Annotated in this window: 21 protein-coding genes, 3 pseudogenes and 1 riboswitch; of the genes and pseudogenes, 18 read left to right on the forward strand and 6 right to left on the reverse strand. The window is 49.7% G+C overall.

What is annotated here, in order from left to right:
* Positions 1 to 402: 402 nt before the first annotated feature.
* The 13 genes and pseudogenes from KHX94_RS14080 to KHX94_RS21210 all read left to right on the forward strand — a co-directional run bounded on the left by KHX94_RS14080 (position 403) and on the right by KHX94_RS21210 (position 11,416).
* Positions 403 to 1,191, forward strand: coding sequence for a glycosyltransferase (locus KHX94_RS14080; RefSeq protein WP_213681126.1), 789 nt, complete (start codon positions 403 to 405; stop codon positions 1,189 to 1,191).
* The gene (locus KHX94_RS14085) at positions 1,188 to 2,573 is read left to right on the forward strand and encodes an HAD-IIB family hydrolase (RefSeq protein WP_213681127.1); all 1,386 of its coding nucleotides are present in this window, start codon (positions 1,188 to 1,190) and stop codon (positions 2,571 to 2,573) included. Before KHX94_RS14080 ends, KHX94_RS14085 begins: the two co-directional genes overlap by 4 nt.
* Before the next feature lie 9 nt (positions 2,574 to 2,582).
* Positions 2,583 to 3,442 (forward strand): annotated as a pseudogene (locus tag KHX94_RS14090) (HAD-IIB family hydrolase).
* An 84-nt stretch (positions 3,443 to 3,526) separates the two neighbouring features.
* Entirely contained in the window at positions 3,527 to 3,883 is a 357-nt protein-coding gene (locus KHX94_RS21190; RefSeq protein ID WP_213681130.1) for a carbohydrate kinase family protein, read from the forward strand.
* Entirely contained in the window at positions 3,849 to 4,097 is a 249-nt protein-coding gene (locus KHX94_RS21195; protein WP_213681131.1) for a PfkB family carbohydrate kinase, read from the forward strand. The genes KHX94_RS21190 and KHX94_RS21195 overlap by 35 nt, the downstream gene beginning before the upstream one ends.
* Complete coding sequence (locus KHX94_RS21200; RefSeq protein WP_213681132.1) at positions 4,097 to 4,342, forward strand: PfkB family carbohydrate kinase; 246 nt, start codon at positions 4,097 to 4,099, stop codon at positions 4,340 to 4,342. Before KHX94_RS21195 ends, KHX94_RS21200 begins: the two co-directional genes overlap by 1 nt.
* 21 nt (positions 4,343 to 4,363) lie before the next feature.
* Positions 4,364 to 6,346 (forward strand): amylosucrase, encoded by a 1,983-nt coding sequence (locus KHX94_RS14115; RefSeq protein WP_213681133.1) that lies wholly within the window; start codon positions 4,364 to 4,366, stop codon positions 6,344 to 6,346.
* Between the two features lie 75 nt (positions 6,347 to 6,421).
* Positions 6,422 to 6,949, forward strand: coding sequence for a DUF2059 domain-containing protein (locus KHX94_RS14120; RefSeq protein WP_213681134.1), 528 nt, complete (start codon positions 6,422 to 6,424; stop codon positions 6,947 to 6,949).
* Between the two features lie 220 nt (positions 6,950 to 7,169).
* Positions 7,170 to 7,529: a DUF805 domain-containing protein gene (locus KHX94_RS14125; RefSeq protein ID WP_213681135.1), complete on the forward strand. Its 360-nt coding sequence runs from the start codon at positions 7,170 to 7,172 to the stop codon at positions 7,527 to 7,529.
* A 132-nt stretch (positions 7,530 to 7,661) separates the two neighbouring features.
* A riboswitch (cobalamin riboswitch) is annotated at positions 7,662 to 7,860 on the forward strand.
* 85 nt (positions 7,861 to 7,945) lie between these two features.
* Complete coding sequence (locus tag KHX94_RS14130; RefSeq protein WP_213681136.1) at positions 7,946 to 9,892, forward strand: TonB-dependent receptor; 1,947 nt, start codon at positions 7,946 to 7,948, stop codon at positions 9,890 to 9,892.
* A 318-nt stretch (positions 9,893 to 10,210) separates the two neighbouring features.
* On the forward strand, positions 10,211 to 10,405 hold the full coding sequence (locus KHX94_RS20645) for a hypothetical protein (protein ID WP_244859172.1): 195 nt from the start codon (positions 10,211 to 10,213) through the stop codon (positions 10,403 to 10,405).
* A pseudogene (locus tag KHX94_RS21205) lies at positions 10,402 to 10,947 on the forward strand (IS256 family transposase). Before KHX94_RS20645 ends, KHX94_RS21205 begins: the two are co-directional and overlap by 4 nt.
* A complete protein-coding gene (locus KHX94_RS21210) occupies positions 10,889 to 11,416 on the forward strand; it encodes a transposase (protein ID WP_280529574.1) in 528 nt (175 codons plus the stop codon). Before KHX94_RS21205 ends, KHX94_RS21210 begins: the two are co-directional and overlap by 59 nt.
* A gap of 78 nt (positions 11,417 to 11,494) precedes the next feature.
* On the opposite strand, the gene KHX94_RS14140 is transcribed toward KHX94_RS21210, so the two are convergent.
* Complete coding sequence (locus KHX94_RS14140; protein ID WP_213681137.1) at positions 11,495 to 12,325, reverse strand: sulfotransferase family protein; 831 nt, start codon at positions 12,323 to 12,325, stop codon at positions 11,495 to 11,497.
* 562 nt (positions 12,326 to 12,887) lie between these two features.
* Between KHX94_RS14140 and KHX94_RS14145 the strand changes: the two genes are divergently transcribed.
* Positions 12,888 to 13,310, forward strand: coding sequence for a GDSL-type esterase/lipase family protein (locus KHX94_RS14145; RefSeq protein ID WP_244859173.1), 423 nt, complete (start codon positions 12,888 to 12,890; stop codon positions 13,308 to 13,310).
* Positions 13,311 to 13,444: 134 nt separating this feature from the next.
* Entirely contained in the window at positions 13,445 to 14,167 is a 723-nt protein-coding gene (locus KHX94_RS14150) for an HDOD domain-containing protein (RefSeq protein WP_213681138.1), read from the forward strand.
* A gap of 4 nt (positions 14,168 to 14,171) precedes the next feature.
* On the opposite strand, the gene KHX94_RS14155 is transcribed toward KHX94_RS14150, so the two are convergent.
* On the reverse strand, positions 14,172 to 15,074 hold the full coding sequence (locus tag KHX94_RS14155; protein WP_213681139.1) for a LysR family transcriptional regulator: 903 nt from the start codon (positions 15,072 to 15,074) through the stop codon (positions 14,172 to 14,174).
* 153 nt (positions 15,075 to 15,227) lie between these two features.
* Here KHX94_RS14155 and metE point away from each other — a divergent pair, with 153 nt between their 5' ends.
* Entirely contained in the window at positions 15,228 to 17,495 is a 2,268-nt protein-coding gene (gene metE, locus KHX94_RS14160) for a 5-methyltetrahydropteroyltriglutamate--homocysteine S-methyltransferase (RefSeq protein ID WP_213681140.1), read from the forward strand.
* A 23-nt stretch (positions 17,496 to 17,518) separates the two neighbouring features.
* On the opposite strand, the gene KHX94_RS14165 is transcribed toward metE, so the two are convergent.
* Positions 17,519 to 17,701, reverse strand: a complete 183-nt coding sequence (locus KHX94_RS14165; RefSeq protein WP_213681141.1) for a hypothetical protein — start codon at positions 17,699 to 17,701, stop codon at positions 17,519 to 17,521.
* 20 nt (positions 17,702 to 17,721) lie between these two features.
* Positions 17,722 to 17,844: a hypothetical protein gene (locus KHX94_RS21215; protein WP_280529575.1), complete on the reverse strand. Its 123-nt coding sequence runs from the start codon at positions 17,842 to 17,844 to the stop codon at positions 17,722 to 17,724.
* A gap of 128 nt (positions 17,845 to 17,972) precedes the next feature.
* Between KHX94_RS21215 and KHX94_RS14170 the strand changes: the two genes are divergently transcribed.
* Positions 17,973 to 18,185 carry a dodecin gene (locus KHX94_RS14170; RefSeq protein WP_213681142.1) on the forward strand — a complete coding sequence of 71 codons (213 nt, stop codon included), beginning with the start codon at positions 17,973 to 17,975 and terminating at the stop codon, positions 18,183 to 18,185.
* A gap of 9 nt (positions 18,186 to 18,194) precedes the next feature.
* Here the strand turns inward: KHX94_RS14170 and queG are convergent.
* Positions 18,195 to 19,357, reverse strand: a pseudogene (queG, locus tag KHX94_RS14175) (tRNA epoxyqueuosine(34) reductase QueG).
* Positions 19,358 to 19,489: 132 nt separating this feature from the next.
* On the opposite strand from queG, the gene KHX94_RS14180 reads away from it, so the two are divergent.
* The gene (locus KHX94_RS14180) at positions 19,490 to 19,915 is read left to right on the forward strand and encodes a DUF3069 domain-containing protein (RefSeq protein ID WP_342345770.1); all 426 of its coding nucleotides are present in this window, start codon (positions 19,490 to 19,492) and stop codon (positions 19,913 to 19,915) included.
* A 72-nt stretch (positions 19,916 to 19,987) separates the two neighbouring features.
* Here the strand turns inward: KHX94_RS14180 and KHX94_RS14185 are convergent, their stop codons facing one another.
* Positions 19,988 to 20,746, reverse strand: a complete 759-nt coding sequence (locus tag KHX94_RS14185) for an endonuclease/exonuclease/phosphatase family protein (protein ID WP_213681143.1) — start codon at positions 20,744 to 20,746, stop codon at positions 19,988 to 19,990.
* Between the last annotated feature and the right edge of the window lie 8 nt (positions 20,747 to 20,754).

Here is a 20,754-nt window from a genome sequence, read left to right on the forward strand (position 1 = left end):
GCTCAGCCACCATTTAATCATGATAACTGATTAAATTTCATATCATTATCGGCTCTAAATCTTCTCCCGTTGCTCCCTGATTTGTGTCTCTGCGTGCGGCTCATCGAGTGGCGCTAGGCTATTTGGTAATCCAGATTGTTTATGTTAGGGTGAAAAAAGCCACAGTTATGGTGGTTTTTTCACCATATCTGTCAGCCATGACTGCTAACGGCGGACTGTGGCTAACCAGCGCTACCTCAGTTGTTTTCTTGGTGATAATCGAACGCCATCAAAGCGTTCAACACGGCCATTATTTTTGGAACAGATGTCACAACGGGCTGCATGCCTGTTTCATTCTCGGGGAGTCGAAGCTCCTTTCTGCCCAGGCAGCGCATATTGACTAATCTTACGGAGAAGACGTCTATGCAGCAAAATCTGAACAACAGCGCCGCTGATGGTTTATACATAGCACTCATCAGTATTCATGGGCTGATCCGGGGGCGCGATTTGGAACTTGGCCGTGATGCGGATACTGGCGGGCAAACCAAATATGTAGTGGATCTAGCGAATGCATTGGCGCGGCAACCGGGGATTTCTCGGGTCGATCTGATCACCCGGCGGGTCATCGATGAGCGTCTCGATAGCAGTTACAGCGAAGAGCGCGAACCATTAGAGGCAGCGGGCGCGCAGATCATCCGTATTGATTGTGGCCCCAAACAATACGTTGCCAAAGAGAAACTGTGGGAACACCTCGATGCTTTTTCTGACAACCTGCTGCGGTTCTTTCAGCAACAACAGCGGATGCCGGATCTGCTTCACAGCCATTATGCGGATGCCGGTTATGTTGCCACGCAAATCAGTCATATTTCGGGCATGCCGCTGGTGCACACTGGCCACTCTTTAGGACGCGACAAACGTAAACGCCTAATGGCCTCTGGAATGCCATCTTTTGAAGTCGAACAGAAATACAATATGCAGCGCCGCATTGAAGCAGAAGAGCAGGTGCTGGCAAATGCCAATCTGGTGATCACCAGTACTCGCCAGGAGATTGAATCCCAGTACGAGTTATACGATTACTATTGCCCGGAGAGTATGCGGGTCATTCCACCCGGTACCGATTTAAGCCAGTTCCATCCGCCACAGTTGGGTGAAGCGCCGACCCAGATTGCCAGTGCCATTCGCCGTTTTTGGATGAGCCAGATAAACCGATGATCCTGGCGTTGTCGCGGCCCGATCCACGCAAGAATATTGCTACCCTGGTACAAGCCTATGGCGAATCGCCTGAGCTGCGGGAGATGGCGAATCTGGTTATTGTGGCGGGGAATCGTGACGATATTCGGGAAATGAATGACGGCGCTCAGGAAGTATTGACCGAGCTTTTGGTCTTGCTCGATTACTACGATCTGTATGGCAAATTGGCGTTGCCGAAAAAACATCTGCCCAGTGAAGTGCCTGCCATCTATCGGATGGCGGCGCGCGCTTGCGGCATTTTCATTAATCCGGCGTTAACCGAACCTTTTGGTCTGACGTTGCTGGAATCGGCGGCAACCGGATTACCCTTTATTGCCACGGAAAACGGCGGCCCACAGGATATTGTCGAAAACTGTGAAGCGGGCATTTTGGTGGATCCGCTCAGTGCTAACGATCTTGGTAAAGCCATGAAAACGCTGCTGCTGGACGGTGAACTCTGGCGCAAATTTTCAGCCAATGGCATCAAAAATGTGGCCCTGAAATATTCATGGGATGCTCATGCGCGCAGTTATCTGAAACAGATAAGGCCCTTGGTGGCCGCCCATAAACCGCAGCAATACTCGCCGGCTATTTTGCGCGCCTCCCGCTTTGCTGACCGTTTGATTGTGTCGGATCTGGATAAAACCTTGCTGAGTAATCCCACCGGATTACGGGAGTTTTGCCAGATGTTGCGGGAGCGTCGCAAACAGGTGGCGTTTGGGATTGCCACCGCGAGAAGGCTAGATGCGGTGCTGAAACTGCTGAAAAAATATCGGATCCCCAAACCGGATATCTTGATCTCCAGTCTTGGCTCTCAAATTCATTATGGCCGCGAACTGGAGGTAAGCACGGACTGGGAAACCCATGTGGATCATGATTGGAATCCACGTGCTATCCGCCGTATTTTGCGTGATATCCCTGGGCTAGAGCTACAGGAAGATTCGGAACAAAGTAAGTTAAAAATCTCCTTTCATATTGATCCCTCACAGCAGGGCATACTCACCAAGGAAAAAATCGTGTCACTGCTGCGCCAGGAAGAACAGAGCGTCAATGTGTTTGTTTCTGCTGGACAAAATTTGGATATCACCCCCGCGCGAGTCTCCAAAGGGTTAGCCTTGCGCTATGTGGCACAAATCTGGGGCATTCCGTTAGAACGGGTGTTGGTGGCGGCCGGGGCGGGTACCGACGAAGATATGATCACTGGCAACACCTTATCTGTGGTGGTGCACAATCGCCAGCATGAAACGTTAGAAAACCAAGTAGAAGGGCATAATGTGTTTTTGCAACCCAGCCGAATGCCTTGGGCATACTGGAAGCGATTGAGCATTACCATTTTTTTGATGAAATTCCCGGGGTCGAGGTAGCCGCGCCAGATGCCTGAAATATTGCTGTGTACCGATCTTGACCGCACTTTACTGCCGAACGGCTTACAGGCGGAATCGCCTAATGCTCGGCAGTGGTTTGTTGAGGCGGTCAATTATCCTGGGTTGCAACTGGCGTATGTCAGTGGTCGCAGCTTGGCGTTGATGCAACAGGCAATCGTTGAATACAACTTACCCTTGCCGGACTTTGCTATTACGGATGTTGGCAGCCTGATTTATCGACGAGAAGGCAAACATTATCGGCCGCTACCAGGCTGGCAGCATTATATTGCGGCAGACTGGGGTAGCCATAACAGCCAGAGCTTAGCTCACACTATTGGAGAACTGCCGCACCTTAAATTGCAGCCAGCACAACAGCAGCAACAATATAAGTTGAGTTATCAAATTGTTCCGGCTACCGCGATGGCAGAAGATATTGCGCTGCTGCAACAGCAACTGTTAGCGATGGCAATCAATGTGCGGCTGATTAGCAGTATTGATGAAACCAGTAATATGGGGCTGGTAGATTTACTGCCTCAGCGCGCAGGTAAGCGGCAGGCGATTGATTTTTTGGTGCAGTCGCTTTCATTGGCCGCATCGCAGATCTTTTTAGTGGCGATAGCGGTAATGATCTAGATGTGTTGATCAGCCCTTATCGTACTGCACTGGTAAAAAATGCGACAACTGATGTGGTGGCTAGCGCGTTGCAAGGCAGTCAGGCGCAGGGCACTCAGCACTGTTTGTATTTGGCACAAGGGCTGCCGGAGCTAGGACTTAATGGCAATTACAGTGCGGGTATTGTTGAAGGGTTGTGGCATTTTTTCCCTGAATTGAAAACTTGGTTGGCGGCGAAGAGGCAAGGCAATGGATGAATTATTACCTGTGTATGTGTTCGGGGAAGTGTTATACGACTGCTTCCCTGAAAACGAACCCTGTTAGGCGGTGCGCCTTTCAATGTGGCTTGGCATCTACAAGCCTTTGGTGTCGCGCCAGTGATGATCAGCGCGGTTGGTGATGATGCCTTGGGCAAAAATATTTGCCAGAAAATGCAGCAATGGGGCATGGATACGGCGCAGATCCAGCAAGATCCGCAGCATCAAACCGGGATGGTGAATGTCACCATTATTGGGGCTGAACCTAGTTACGATATTGTGCTTAATGCGGCTTATGATCATATCCAGCAGCAACAATTGCCACAGATTAGCGGTGAACACCTGTTATATCACGGTTCTCTGGCGGCTCGTTGTCCCAGCAGTCGTGCAGCCCTAGAGAGCCTGCATGCCGCCGGGGCAAAAGACGTTTATCGACGTTAATCTGCGGGCACCTTGGTGGGAACATGCCTGGCTACGCTCGATAGTGCATGGTGCCTACTGCGTAAAACTGAATCAACATGAACTGGCGCAACTGGCTGAACTTGATGATACGCCCAGCGAACGCCACGCCCTTGAAGAACTTGCACTCAATTACCGGCTGACCAATAACATCACTCACCTGATTGTGACGCTTGGGGCCGAAGGGGCCTTTTAGTGGATGAAACGGGCAATGTGGTAACGCCAGAACTGCCGCCACAAACCAGCAATATTGTGGATACCGTGGGTGCTGGCGATGCTTTTTCGGCGGTATTGTTGCTGGGCATGTTGCACCAGTGGGATTGGCGTACCACGCTTGAGCGGGCACAGCAATTTGCCGGTTTCATTGTGGGGCAGCAGGGGGCGCTATCGGATAATCCCGCCATTTATTGCGATTTCAAACGCCTGTGGGGCCTGATTTAATCCAGCAACGAGGGCAAGATTATGTATGAAGAGGTATCTCATACCCTGCTGAACCGGATATTGGATGAACTCAAACCCGCGATTGAACCCAAAGATCTGCGGTTCTTTTACAGTCGTCTCGGTGCCAACTTTTACGGTATCTATAAGTTATTTCAGCGTTTGTATGGCAACCGTCGCGACTTTGAACAACAGTTGGGCACGCTGGTGGCGGTGATGGCGCGCAACTACATCGCGCGCAGTAGTGCGCTGAAACAGGTCGATCGCCAACGTGAAGCCGATCATAACTGGTTTTTGCATCAGCGTTGGGTGGGCATGGCCTTATATGCCAATGGTTTTGCCAAAAATCTCAGCGATTTAGTTGGCAAAGTGGACTATTTTGCCGAACTGGGCGTCAACCTAGTGCACATTCTGCCTATCTGTGAATGCCCACTGGGCAAAAGTGATGGAGGTTACGCGGTCAGCAATTTTCGCAAAGTGGATTCTCGCATGGGCACTAATGCCCAATTACAACAAATAATCGATGGCCTGCATCGGCAATCTTCCTTGATTGCACTGGATATTGTGGTCAATCACACCTCAGATCAACACGCCTGGGCGAAACAGGCGATGGCTGGTGATGCGCGTTACCAAAACTATTTCTATATGTTCGATGACCGCACCATTCCCGATATGTTTGAGCAAACCATGCCGGAGATCTTTCCAGAAACCGACCCAGGAAATTTTAGCTGGAATGAGCAGGCACAGAAATGGGTGATGACGGTGTTTCATAACTACCAATGGGATCTGAATTACAGCAATCCCGAAGTATTTATCGAGATGCTGGATGTGATCCTGTACTGGGCCAATCAAGGCGTGGATATCCTGCGCTTGGATGCGGTGGCGTTTCTGTGGAAGAAAATTGGCAGCGCCTGCCAGAATGAAGCCGAAGCCCACAAGGTCTTGCAGCTATTCAAAGATTGTTGTCAGGTGGTGGCTCCAGGGGTGATTTTCATTGCCGAAGCCATTGTGTCGCCCTCGGAGATAATCAAATATTTCGGTGAAGATGCGGTGGTCGCCAAAGAGTGCGACATTGCCTATAACGCGACATTTATGGCACTGCTGTGGGAAACCGTTGCCACCAAAAATGCCAAACTGCTGAATCAAGGACTCAAGAGCCTGCCGATGAAACTGGAGCGCGCCACTTGGCTCAACTATCTGCGTTGCCATGATGACATCGGCTTTGGCTTCGATGACCGGGATATCGCCAGTGTTGGCTATAACCCGGCATTGCACCGCAAGTTTCTGGTGGATTACTTTACTGGCGACTTTGATCACAGTTCGGCGCGCGGTCGGCCGTTTGGGAAAAACGACAAGACGGGTGATGCACGGATCTCCGGTTCGCTGGCGTCGCTGGTGGGGCTACAGGCCGGGATTGAAACGGGCGATGAACAGCTCATTCGCAACAGCCATAAACACATCATTATGTTGCACAGTCTGATTATGTCATTTGGGGGCATTCCCTTGCTGTATTACGGCGATGAAGTGGCAACCCTCAATGATTACAACTATGAACGCGATACCGATAAATCCAGTGACAGCCGCTGGTTACATCGCCCCACACTGGACTGGCAGAAAATGGCGCGGCGCCAGCAAGCGGGCACGCTGGAAAACCAGATTTTCAGCGATATGCAGCGGCTGATCCGTCTGCGTCAGCAAACCGATGCGTTTGCTGATTTCAACAATCGTGACTTACTGGAACTCGGTAACGATGCAGTGTTTGGGTATGTCCGTTACAACTACACCAATCCGTCCGACAAAGTGGTGGTGATTGCCAACTTGTCGGCCGAGCCGCAACGGGTTGATTTGGAGCAACTGCGCCAGGCTGCTTATGTGGAACCCACTATGTTGGAAGATTTGTGGAGCGGCGGCCCGCCTTCTATTTTCTCCAATCAACTGGTGCTCAGTGGTTTCCGTTTTTACTGGTTGGTACTCAATTCTTATCATGCCAATGCTGGGCGCAGGTAATGCGTATTGCCGATTGGCTCACACCGGTAAAATTGTGCTAGATTGCTTGCAGTTTAGATATGCCATGGAGGCAAGATGAAATCGTATCAAAGTTTGGCGGTGCTGCTGTTTGGGGCATCTTTGCTGTTAGCACCACTGACGCACGCTGATGAGAATAATCGCCGGGCGCAGGTAGAGCAGTTGCTGCTGGAAATGCACATGGATGCCACGCTCAACAGTTTATATGACCAGATGGAACAGGTGCTGCTGAATATGCAGCAGCAACTCAATATCAGCGAAGATGAAAAGCCCTTGTTTGAAGAGTTTGCGCATAAATATACCAAAATGATGCGCGAGGAACTCAGTTGGGACAAGATGAAACAGCCGCTGGTGGATATCTATGTTAAGCATTACACCGACAAGGAAATCGCCGATATGGCGGCATTTTATGCCAGCGAAAGCGGTCGCTCCATGGTGGCTAAAATGCCGCAGGTAATGCAGGAAAGCATGACGGTATCCCAGTCGTTTATGGGGGCCATTTTGCCTAAGATGACCGAATTGCAAAAAGAGTTTGCTGAAAAACTCAAAGAAAAACGCCATGAGCAGGGCTCACCCTCCAACTGAGCCACGGTTCACCATCTTTTAGCACTAAAGCCGCCGTTGCGGCTTTTTTACTGTACAGCGTGTTATGCTCATTAAAAAATTGCCGCTAACAGATTTTAAACATTTTTGCTTGTGGTAAAGTGGTTGCACTAATAAAAATATCCATTTGAATTAGCTAATATTTATTGCTTAACCGAGCAATACTTGCCTGAGTCAGGTCTTCATTAAAACAGGAGTTACTATGGAGTACTTTTTAGAGCCGATCCGGCGTTATGCAGATTTTACCGGGCGCACTCGCCGCCGGAATTTCTGGATGTATGTGCTGATCTACAACATCATTTCGCTGATCCTTTCTGCCATCGATGTCGCCAGTAATTCCAACTGGTTGGGTATCGTTTACGGCTTGGTGTTACTGCTGCCATCTCTGGCGGTAACGGCGCGCCGTCTGCATGACACGGGCCGCAGCGGTTGGTGGCAGTTGCTCTGGTTGATCCCGATTGTTGGCTGGATTGTAGTGGTCGTTTTTCTGTGTCAAGACAGTGATGCCGGTGATAACGAATATGGCAGCAACCCTAAAGCCATGGATGCGGTGCTTGAATAACGTCTCCTGCCCACAGTAAACCCAAAGGAAAGCAGACCAGCGTCTGCTTTTTTGTGGGCGAAAACGGTGGTTAGTTAGACTTTTATACGCCTAGATGTCTATAATGCCCGTCCCCTCAACTGAGGGATAACATACTCGTCAACTTTCTGTGGTGCCCAACAACTACTGGTTGGGATAATCGGGAAGCCGGTGTAATTCCGGCACTGCCCCCGCAACGGTAAATGGTGAGACAAAGGCGCGTTTCCGCTGAATGGAAACGTTTAAAGTCGCTTGTCGCGCAGCATTGCTGCATAGCCAAAGTCCGGAGACCGGCCCAGAAGGGATTTCGCTGATTTCGGTGGGCATATCGCGAAATGCGGCAGTGGCTATTGCACTCGCCGTGGCATCTTGCCCCGTTCCCTTAAGGAGCTAAGGAAATGGGATTCAAACCTTCTTCTCTGGCGATGTTTTGTAGCATCGCCATTTGCGGCACCGTCTATGCCGAACCCCAGAAAGTCGATGACACCATAGTGGTGATTGGCCGCCAGGCGGAAACCCCTTTGGATATTGCCGCCAATGTTACTGTGATTGATGCCGCCGAAATTGAGCAAAGCGGTGTGACATCCCTGACTGAACTGCTGCGGGGTCGCAGTGGCATTCAGGTATCAGACAGCAATACTGGGCCAACGCTGGCAATGCGTGGTTTTAGCGGTACACAAGCGGCAAATAATACCTTGATCCTGCTGGACGGGCGTCGCCTCAACAATATGGATATCGCGGCTGCCAGCCTCAGCGCCATTCCGCTCAACCAGATAGAAAGGGTCGAGATCCTCTCTGGTAGTGCCGGGGTGTTATATGGCGACCAAGCCGTGGGCGGGGTGATTAATATCATCACCAAAGCCCCACAAGCGAGCGGCGCTAATGTAACATTAGCGGCAGGTAGTTTCCATAAAGCTGAAGGCCGTGGCGATGTGGCGGGCAGCATCAATGATAACTGGCGTTACTATCTGGCTGCGGCCTATAACCGCAGTGATAATTACCGTGATCACAACACCAACAACACAGGTTCAGTGTTAGGACGGCTGCAATACCGTACCGATGAACGGCAATTTTTTGTTGAAGGCAGTTATTACGACAATAAACGTGAAAATCCCGGTGCGCTGACCGAAGAGCAATTGCACCGTAACCCGCGGCAGGCGTCAATCTACCAGCCTGATGATTATATCCATGAAATGACCGATGCTTGGCGTGCCCAGTTGCAACAGCAGTTGGACACACATTGGCAGATGGTCGCCGATCTCAACTACAGTGACTCGCAGGTAAGTAGTGTCAGCTATGGCAATCGTGGCCAAAACAGCCGCTCATTGCTGGAATTCAACCCTAAATTCCTGGCAAATTACGCGGTTAATGCGGGCAATCTGAAATGGGTGTTAGGCGCCGATCTACATCGTGGCGAAGCCGATTTTGATCTCACAAGCACCAACCGCAGTAACACCCAGACCATGACCAGCGCTTATGCTCAAGCCACAGTTCCGTTAACTTCCACACTGGAATATGTGGTGGGTGGTCGCTATGCCAAGGTGAAGGATGAACTGCGTGATGCCGCCGTATATGCCAATGGCACAGTGCTGGATGAACATGCTCATGCGCTGGAGTTGGGGGTCAACTACCGCCCCACCACCAGCCAGCGTTTTTATCTGCGCGCGGATCAGAATTTCCGCTTCGCTAAAGTGGATGAACAGGCTTATACCTCACCAGGGGTCAATGGCCTGAAACCTCAAACGGGTAATTCTATTGAAGCAGGTTGGGATTGGCAGGCAAGTACCCAACAGTTAGGGGTGAAACTGTATCGGCTCAAGTTGGAAGATGAAATTGTCTATGACATGAGTGCCCAAAAACCTGTGGGTGGTCTGTTCGATGGTGCCAATGTTAATGCCGATAAATCCCGCCGCTATGGTGCCGATGTGTCATGGAACTGGCAACCGTTCAGCCTGTGGCAACTGGGCGCCGAATACCATTATGTGGATGCTGAGTTCACCGCTGGGGCTAACGATGGTAAACAGCTATCCTGGGTTGCCAAACATGCTGGCCGTGCTTACACCAGTGTTGATATGACCCGTAACTGGCAGTTGTACCTAGAAGCGCAATATCTTGGTAAACGTTATATGGAAGGTGATGATGCCAACGAAGGGAAACAGATTGACAGCTACTGGCTGGGTAATCTGGCGCTGAACTACCGCCGTAACGCCTGGCTAGCCAGCCTGCGTATCGACAATCTGTTTGACAAGGATTACGTCAGCTCCGGCTATTACAGCAGTTGGGGCAATGGCTACTATGTCGGTGACGGCCGCAACATCAAAGCCAGCATCAGCTACCGCTTCTAAACTGAGTAACGGTAACCCATAAAAAACCGGGCTTGATTGCCCGGTTTGTATTGGTAGGTTGCATAACAATATGTTTAAATTTAGATTTTATAGCAGGGTGAGCGTACTTGCTATGGTTTTGGCTTAGAGTCAATGTCGATCACTGCGAGGTTTATAGCTTTCTCAAGAAGGCATTGCTAGTAAAGGTTCGTCACTCACTCACACGAAAATAGACATGATTTTTACTGTATACTCCAAAACGAGAGACCTTCTAGATATTATCGGTAGTGTTCAAAATTCTGTGTCATTTCATTAAACTAAACGAAAACAAGATGACACATGACCAATCCTATTTGCGATATGCAAGCGGCCATTCAAGCGCTACGTGATGGCAAGGGCCTGTCTGGCAAAGACGGTATCTTAACTCCGTTAATTAAACAATTGATTGAAGCCGCAATGCAGGCTGAGTTAGAGCAGCACCTTGAGCGAGGTGAACCCCTAATCGTAAAAATGGCAGCTCTGCCAAAACCATGAAAAGCACCTCTGGCAACTTTGAATTAAATACTCCCAGAGACCGTGCCGGTAGCTTTGAGCCGCAAATTGTCAAAAAGCACCAGACCCAACTCACCGACGAGCTGGAGCGTAATATCATCGGCTTGTTTGCCCTTGGCACCAGCTATCAGGATATTCGGGCACACATCGAAGAGATGTACGGTATCAGCGTCTCTAACGGAACCATTAATGCGGTAACCGACAAGCTGCTACCTGAGTCGCAGGCGTGGCGTGAGCGGGAATTAGACCCGATTTATCCCATCGTGTGGCTCGATGCTATTCACTACAAAATCAAAGAAAATGGCCGCTACATCAGCAAAGCTATTTACAGCATTCTGGCGGTAAATGTCGAAGGTAAAAAGGAATTACTGGGGCTGTAGCTGTCTGAACACGAAGGCGCCCATCATTGGCTAAGCTTGCTGACAGACCTGCACAACCGTGGCGTGAAAGACATCTTGATAGCCTGTGTTGACGGCCTCAAGGGTTTTCCTGAAGCAATTGAGAACATTTACCCCCAAGACTGAAATACAGCACTGCATTATCTACCAAGTACGTAACTCACTTAAGCACGTGGCTAGCAAGCACCAGAAAGCCTTTATGGCCGATTTAAAGTGCGTGTACAATGCAACGACGTTAAACGCCGCAGAGTTGGCGCTGGACGAGCTTGAAGCCAAATGGGGTGAGGAATACCCAGAGGTGATTAACTCCTGGCGTAATAAATGGCCGACGCTGTCAGCCTATTTTAAATACCCGGACTACGTTAGAACCGCTATCTACACCACCAACGCGGTAGAAGCTGTGCATCGCCAGTTCCGTAAGCTGACCAAAACTAAGGGCGGATTTGCCAATGAAAACAGTTTGCTTAAGCTGCTTTATGCCGGTATATTGCGGGCATCTGAGCGTTGGACGCACCCAGTGCAAAACAGGAATCTAACACTGTCACGGTTGTCGATACACTTCGAGGCGCGCTTAGACGCCCATATCGATCTGTGACTAAGCTGACACAGAATATTGAACACCCCCAATCCATTTATATTTTTGTCAGTTTAGGGAAAATAGATAAATTCATGTTTAAGAACGATTTAAATCTTTTCTTAGTCGCATAATCTTTATCCCACTTTTTATAAAAACTGATGCGGGAATATTCATAAGTTGAAACGATTTCAATTTTTTATTATCGAATGTAGCACTATTAATGTTAGATAAGAATCTCTCTTTAGCAATTTTATATACTTCTATATCTATTGCGTTCAACTCTGCGATCCTTTCTATATGACGACTTTCAAATTGAATTAATTTTCTACTATCTTTCTTGTTCCCAGCACTATACAAGGGTAGTCTCCAATTCATAGCTGAACTGAACATTATTAAACTTTCATCAAAATACTCTTGAAGACCAAAATACGATACTCTATTAAATAAATTATATAATGCCATATCTATTGCTTCCGAAGCTGGCATGTTATTAATCGAGATCGAAGATTCAGATTTTCCCCAGTGATTGATCAGCATCTGGGTTTGTAGGTTGGATAGCTCTCCATATCCGCTTTCTAAAAAGGTGTCTAAATTAAAAGTCTTTGGAGGAAAATCATCAATTAGACATGAGCTTTTGCCTTCAGAAACATGTTGACAAAAAGATTTTACACGATTTATAGGTTCCCGAATGAACGTGATGATAGTAGCATTATCAGCGTGATTTACCCCCGTTACAATTGGTGCATGTCCGTAAAACAATACGATTTTTTCTCTATCACTTTCCGGTAACGACTCAAATTTCTTGATGTCCAATACTCTATTACCAGAGAATTCAAACTTCTTTTGTCTAAAATACTGAAGTTTAAGAACGTCAGTAAATGTAGTACCTGCAGTTTTCGGTATGTGCAAAAATCTTAACGGTTTCATACTATAACTCTTTTTATTGGATTAATACCTACTAAATTTCATCATTAATGGGAAGTGGACACTATCTTCTCAACGCTATTCATGTCTTTTGAATATGTAAGGAAATAGACTAAATACTGCAACGTGTTGAGCTACTGAGGATATATCCTCAGCAAAAATACTGTTAGCTCGTTGAGAAAACCACTGATCCCAGCAATTTAATTTTTATGGATAATATTGTTCGCCACCCAATTATGTCAATAATTTATCTCGATTCGACCGCGAATCCAACTCCGAAATGCATCCATACAGCAAAATGCGTTAAAGCCTATGGCTGATGCCGATGGCTAAATGGGCTTGCTTGTCCGTTTTTTTATGCGCATGATGACGTTATGCTGGCAATCGTTGCAATGGAGATGCTTATGTTACCGCGTGTTGCCTTATCCTTTCTCTTGCTGTTGGGCTTGAGCGCCTGCTCAGATCCATCATTACCCTATCTTGGCCCTGATGGGCGCATTTTGGCTTTTGGTGACAGTCTGACCGTAGGGAAGGGGCGGCCAGAGATGAGGATTATCCTGCACAATTGGCTAAACTGTGTGGGTGCGAAGTGGTGAATGCCGGGATCTCGGGGGAACAGACGGCCGAGGGTCGCAAAAGATTACCGGCGCTTTTAGATGAAATGCAGCCAGATCTGCTGATCCTGCTGGAAGGTGGTAACGATATTTTACGTGGCGTGCCGTCGCAGCAGATCCAGGATAATTTGCAGCAGATGTTGTTGGATGCTCAAAGTATGGCGGTGCCAGTGCTGTTGATTGCGGTGCCGCAAAAGCAGGTGTTGCTGCAATCGGCACCGTTTTATAAGACGTTGGCAAAGCAGCATGACAGCTTGTTGATGGACGATGTGCTGCGTGGGTTATTGTCTTCGCCAGCGTTGAAATCTGACGCTGTGCACCTAAACGCCGCCAGGCTATCAGCAGTTAGCAACTGCGATCTACCACAAGCTTAAAGAGGCTGGCGCTTTCTGATCCGCGAAGTCATGTCTAAAATCATCGAAATGGGCTTGACCCTTGGGTGGCATTTGTGGGTAAATCTTTTGTAAAAAATGGACTGATCGTCCTAATAACAACGGATTAATTTTCTATGACAGATCTTGAGCAGCAGGTTTTCTCAGAGGTCCGTGCAATTATTGCCAATGAGGAGCAGGTGATTGGTCGGCGTGCTACCTTGGTGCCGCTAAAGAAAGCCATTATTGCTGACGGTGATATTCGCAATGTCATTGATATCGTTTCTACTGATCCTGCATTAGCTGCACATCTGCTGTGGCGCAGTAACTGTGCTATGGCGCCATCGCTGCACCCTAATCGCAGTCTCAAAGATGCGTTGGTACGTCTGGGACAGGTCAATATTTACCGCTACGCATTTACCTTTTATCTCAAAGAAAAGCTGGATGAGCTGCCACAGCCTTATCGGAAGCTGGTACAAGGTTACTGGCGGTTGACGGAGGCGATTGCGACCGACGCGGTCGACAGTCTGCATCAGATGCAGGGTGTGAGTATTGATGCCGATGAAGTACAGACGCTGGCGTTGTTCAGCGTGTTTGGACAGATTATTGCGCTGACCGCGTTTGCTTACCTGAATGCCGAGCAGGAGCAGTGTTTTCCGTTAAGTATCATCAAGAGTTTGATTGATACCCAACAGAAATCGCTGACGCTAGGTGCTTTTGAGGCGCTTGGTCTGGATGATGAATTACAGCATGAGTTTATGATTGCCCATAATTTGCGTCAGACCCGCGATGCTAACTCGCCGGGGCTGGTGTTACGGCGCATTCTGGCACAACGTGGTCTGCTGCTAAATTCACTCTGAGTGGTCAATGGCTATCTTGCGGGGTGACGGCTTCTGCCGCTACCAGTGTCAGCCAATGCTGGATCAATTTACTGTTGCTGGCGTTGCGCCGATAAGCGCCGAACAGTGGCCGTTTCAGGCCATCTTTGCCAAGTCGTAGTGCTTTTAGGCTCAGTCCGTGTGCCTCGCGCATTGACCAGTTGGGCAATGCTGCCACCCCTTCATTACAAGCTAGCCGCTGTAATAATACATTGGTCAAATCGCTGGTTTTTTGTGGCCCAGGGGCAATGCCTGCGGGTTCCAGGAAATAGCGGAACAGATCCAGCCGCTCTAAGGGCACCGGATAGCTGAGAATGGGTTGTTTGAGCAATTGCTGCGGCAATACATAGTCAAATTTTGCCAGTGGGTGTTCCTTGCTGACCACCAATTTAACTTCAAATTCAAACAGATGCTGATAGGCGAGGGTATGGCTGGCAACCGGATCTGAGGTTAGCACCAGATCTAACTCATCGTTTTCCAAAGCTTCTAATGAATCAAATAGATAACGACTGGAAAGATCCAGTCGTGACTCTGGATATTTATGCTTAAAGGCTTCCATTGCGGGCATCAACCAGCGAAAGCAGGAGTGGCACTCAATGCCTACTCGCAATGGCCCTTGAATGCTATTAGTACCCTGTCTTAGCAGGTTTTCGGTTTCTTGTACTTTTGGCAGGATCTCTTCCGCCAGTAACAATAGCCGGGTGCCTTCTTCAGTAAACGCCAGCGGTTTACTCTTGCGGATGAATACCGAAGAGTTAATGCGGGTCTCCAGTTCTTTAATCTGATGAGACAATGCTGATTGTGTCACAAAGCGCTTTTTGGCCGCCGCCGCTAGGCTACCGCTCTCTTTTAGTGCTAACAGTGTCCACAAATGTCTGAGTTCTATCATGCTCATCCCGTATGAATCCCGCTCATGTTGGTGTTGAAGCCAATTCGTTTGCTTAACCAGAGACTATCACAATAAACTTCTGGACGTCTAGACGCCTAGATTGATTTGCTTAATCTGGCGTCGTTTGTCTATCGCAAGCAATGAGGTTTAAGCATGACATTACATAATCTGGGGTTTCCCCGTATCGGCCGTCGCCGCGAATTGAAATTTGCCCTGGAGCAGTATTGGCGTGGTGAACTGACGCAGCCGCAGTTACTGGCTCAGGCCGCCGAGCTGCGGCGCACTCACTGGCAGTGGCAGGCAGATGCCGGAATTGATTTGTTGCCAGTGGGCGACTTTGCTTATTACGACCAGGTGCTGACGTTAAGTGCAACCTTAGGCGTGATCCCGCCGCGGCATCAGCAAGGCGCCATCGATTTGGATACTTTGTTCCGTGTGGCACGAGGCCGTGCGCCAAGTGGTCAGCCTGCTGCCGCTGCGGAAATGACGAAATACTTCAATACTAATTACCATTATTTGGTGCCGGAATTGAGCAGTGAACAGCAGTTCAGCATCAGTTGGCCACAATTGTTTGATGAAGTGAAAGAAGCTCAGGCGCTGGGGCATCGGGTAAAACCCGTGCTGCTTGGGCCAATCACTTTTCTGCACTTAGCCAAAACCGTAGGAAATGCGTTTGATAAGCTACAACTGTTGCCGCAGTTACTGCAGGCTTATCAACAGTTACTGGCGCAGTTTGCTGAACTGGGTGTTGAGTGGGTGCAACTGGATGAACCAGCCTTGGCTCTGGCGTTAGCGCCTGATTGGCAACAGGCCTATGCAACCGCCTATGCCACGCTGCAAGCCGCTCCGGTGAAACTATTATTGGCGAGCTACTATGGCAGTGTGGCACATCATCAATCACTGATCTCGGCATTACCGGTTGCGGGCTTGCACTTGGATCTGGTGACAGCACCTGAGCAATTGCCGCTGTTTGTTGCTGCGTTACGGGACGAGCAGGTGTTGTCGGCCGGGGTGATCAATGGCCGTAATGTCTGGGCGGCAGAGCTGGATCTGCTGGCACAAACGTTAGCACCCTATGCCCAGCAATTAGGCGAGCGCTTGTGGTTAGCACCGTCTTGCTCTTTGCTGCATAGCCCGGTGGACTTAGCGCTGGAAACCGAGCTAGCACCTGAATTGAAATCCCGTTTGGCGTTTGCGCGGCAGAAGCTGGCGGAGCTACAGCAGTTGCAACTGTTGCTGCAACATCCAACCAGTGCCGATGCACTTGCGATTGCCACCCGTTGCCAGCAGCGGCGAGCACAGCAGGCAGCCGCGGCAGATATTAAGGTGGCCGCACGAGTGGCGGCACTGAATGACGCTGACTTTAAACGGCACAGTGAGTTCCCTCAGCGGCAGGTGCAACAGCAGGCTAAGTTCCGCTTGCCTTTATTGCCAACCACTACTATCGGTTCTTTCCCTCAGACCGCGGCGATTCGGCAGTTGCGTAACCGTTGGCGCAGTGGTGAGCTGGCCGCAGCAGAATACACTCGTTTACTGCAACAGATCACCCGCGACACCATTGAGCGCCAACTGAAACTGGGGCTGGATGTGCTGGTGCATGGGGAAGCCGAGCGCAACGATATGGTGGAATACTTTGGCGAACAGCTCAATGGCGTTGGGTTTACCCGCTTTGGCTGGGTGCAAAGTTACGGTTCGCGTTGTGTTAAACCGCCATTGATCTATGGGGATGTCAGCCGGCCACAACCGATGACCTTGGCATGGGCCGAGTATGCGCAAAGTCTCACCGATAAACCGGTTAAAGGCATGCTGACCGGGCCTGTCACGATTCTGCATTGGTCGTTTGTGCGGGAAGACTTACCCAGAGAAACCATTGCCTATCAACTAGGGTTGGCTATCCGCGATGAAGTGGCCGATTTGCAACAGGCGGGCATTACTATTATCCAGATTGATGAACCCGCGTTCCGTGAAGGTTTGCCGCTGCAACAGTGTGATTGGCAAGAGTATTTACGTTGGGCGGTAGCGGCGTTTCGGCTCAGCGCCTCGGTGGCTAAGGATGACACCCAGATCCACACCCATATGTGCTACAGCGAGTTCAACGACACCATTGAAGCCATTGCGGCGATGGATGCTGATGTGATCACCATCGAGACATCTCGCTCCCATATGGAGCTGCTGGACGTATTCGAGGCATTTGAATATCCCAACGAAATCGGCCCTGGGGTTTATGATATTCATTCCCCGAACATTCCAACGGTGGCTGAGATGGTGGCACTGATGCAGCAAGCGGCCAAGCGGATCCCCGTGCGGCAGTTATGGGTGAACCCAGATTGTGGTCTCAAAACCCGCAGTTGGGATGAAGTAGAACCCGCGTTGCAGAATATGGTGGCCGCCGCCAGAGAACTCAGACGGCAATTGGGTTAACAAATGTTTTGTCGATGGCCGGTTTAGGTCATCGACAAGCCCAGCAGGATCAAGCCGATAGTCCCAAGGATGGTGAAACTGGAAAAAATCGTGCCCAGAATCGGAAATACTTTCTGGCGATCGTTCTGAAACAAACCGGCAATCCCCAGCCCTAAGGCTACCAGTGACAACAACACTAGACCGATAATGGCAAAGCCGATGGCCATGGCGGCACGGCTGTCTTCATTCAGCCCTCCGGGGTTGTATTAGCCAGATTCCCGGCAATCACCAGCGTGACAAAAATTAAGATGGCTGCCACCAAACTGACGATGAAAGAACTTATCCCTAAACCAGAGTGTTGTCGAGTCATGCCTGTTCCCTGCATTTCATATTTATCCTATTGAGAAATATACAAAAGGCTAACCACCGCTGTCACGGTTTTTTTGTGGCTATACTCAAGTCAGGCCATTGCTAGCGGCTTACGTTCAGGAGGATGTTATGAGTCATGTTTACAAGATTATTGAACTCACGGGCACGTCACCTATCAGCTCTGATGAGGCTGTTAAAAATGCGATAGCGGCAGCGGCTCAATCGCTGCACAACCTGCGTTGGTTTGAAGTGACTGAAACCCGAGGACATCTGGAAGCCGGCGTGATTGCACACTGGCAGGTGACCATAAAGATTGGCTTTACTCTGGATGCTGATGACTAACCCCTTGGCTCAAGCGTCTCGTGGCAACCCTTTGCGAACAGTGCGTATCAAGCGCTGAGTTTTGCGTTGCTGCGTGGTGTCTGTGGCGTTTACCCCTTGCTGTTGCTGCAACGCCCAGAGCAGGTGTTCTGCCAGCAGTTCGCTCGCCCCTTGCAAGCGCTGTTGCAACCCCTGAATAATCTGCTCACTGGCCGGGGCATTGCCCAGTGCCACCGCAATATTGCGCTGCCAACGCTCATAACCGATACGGCGGATAGCGCTGCCTTCAGTATTTTTCAGAAAAGTCGCTTCATCCCAACCCAGTAACGTCAGTAATTGTGGTTGCTGTAGCGGCGTGCGCGTATAAAAATCGGTTTCTTGGGTCAGCTGGGCTTGGCGATTTACCGGACACACTAACTGACAATCGTCACAGCCATAGATACGGTTGCCCAGCAACGGGCGCAGTTCTTCGGGGATCGCGCCTGCCAGTTCAATGGTCAGGTAGGAAATACAGCGGCGCGCATCTACCGTATAAGGGGCAACGATGGCTCCGGTTGGGCAACTGGTCATACAGGCAACACAACTGCCACAGCCTTCTGCCAGCGGAATATCTACCGGCAAGGGCAGGTTGATGAGCAGCTCTCCCAGAAAAACCAACTGCCAGCTTCATGACTCAGTAATAGCGAATGTTTGCCGGTCCAACCAATACCGGCTTTGGCTGCCAGTGGCCGTTCTAATATTGGCGCAGAATCCACAAAAGGCCGAAAACCACAGTCGCCAAGATTGGCTGCTGTCAGCGCTTCATCAATCCGTTCTCCAAGTTTTTTCAAGCGGTTGCGCAATAATTTATGGTAGTCGCGTCCACCTGCGTAGCGCGAGATATAGGCCATTTCTGGATTGCTCAGGTTACTGGCAAACCCGGCCTCTGGCGGCAGGTAATCCATACGTACTGAGATCACTCTGACAGTACCGGGATGCAGTTCCTCTGGCCTTGCCCGCATCATGCCATGTTGCTCCATATACTGCATTTCACCGTGAAATCCGGCAGCTAGCCACTGTTGTAGTTTGGGCTCTTCGGCGCTTAAATCGATATCACAGATCCCCACTTTGGCAAAACCCAGCTGTTGGCCCCAGGTTTTGATATCCCGGGCCAGCTGATTTAACCAGTGAGGATCTATAGCGGTGGCAGACATGGTATTTGGACAGCGATAAAAGACTGAGCATGATCATACCAATACTCGCAGTGACTGCCTAATCGGCAACGCTGCTTTGTCTGATACTTGAGTGCTATACTGCCGCCCATTTTCTGGTTTTCGGAGTTTTTTATGAGTCAAGTCGATACCGCGTATCGTGAACAGGCCCACACCGCCGCCATCAATATCTGCGCTGCTGTACTACCAATGGATAAGTTACCCGCAGGATTGAAAGACGCCTATGACAGTCTGTTTGAAGAACTACTGGTAGATAAGGATGCCCAGTTTGCTGAGGCTTGGGTAAATCTGCCAGCGAGTGCCAGCAAACTGCTACCCAAATCTTGTTTCCACGGCTTTTATATCGCGGCTGCCTGGCTACAACTGAGCATGATTGGACAGCGGCTAGCCGAGCAGGCCGAAGGTGAACGAAGCATTGATGAGCAAGAATACGCAGGAGTTTATGCACGGATTGCCAAAGAAGCACTGCGGGAAAGCGTGCGCAAACTTAAAAAGCGCGAACCGACAGACGCTTACTCAATAGCATGCGACAAGTGGTAGGTTTGCCGCAGTAATAACAAGCCCCATCAATGACGGGGCTTGATTTTATTATGCACTATCGCTGGTTTAGATTCAGAATCTATGACCGCGTTGCTGATGGCCTTTGCCTTTCCCTTTCAAATGACCATAACCATAGCCGTGACCATGGTGATTACCACGCAGGTAATGACCTACACCGTGGAGTTTATGTAGCGCCAGTTCCAGCACCACAGGATCATGATCAGAGGAACGGAACAGGCTGTCATCGGCGTAGCTGTTATCATATTCCAATGATGAGGTTTCATCGGCATTGATGTGCCATTCAGTTACTGCAACCACGGCACAGGCTAGTTCATCGTTGGCAAGGGCATGATCCAGTTGACCGCTTAACCCGTCATACACATAACTGTAGCTATCGCTGTTGCCCACAATATCGTTCACGCGTTCAAAACCAGCATTTCCCAGTGTCAGGATCGGGTCTTCCTTAGCGTAAGCGTTAAAGTCACCCATCAATAGCACTGGTTGATCAGCGTAGTTATCGGACACCCATTGGGCAATGGCTGTTGCCGCACGATTACGCGTGCCGTTACAGGCACCGGAGCCGCCAAGACTATTGTCATCATCACCAGCACCACAGCTACCGCCTTTAGATCGCAGGTGGTTAATTACTGTGGTCAAGATGGCCTTTTCATTGTTGAGCTTGAAGGTCTGTCCCAGCGTAGGGCGCATTTTGTCACTGTTAAACAGCGGTACACCGTTTTCGTCCACTATTGAGTTGGTTTTATCCAGATATTTAGCCGCACCGATAGGCGTGACCACATCAGGGCGATAGATAAAGGCACTGGTAATCACATCGGTAC

The sequence above is a fragment of the Shewanella dokdonensis genome, from assembly GCF_018394335.1.
GTDB classification, from domain to species: Bacteria; Pseudomonadota; Gammaproteobacteria; order Enterobacterales; family Shewanellaceae; genus Shewanella; species Shewanella dokdonensis.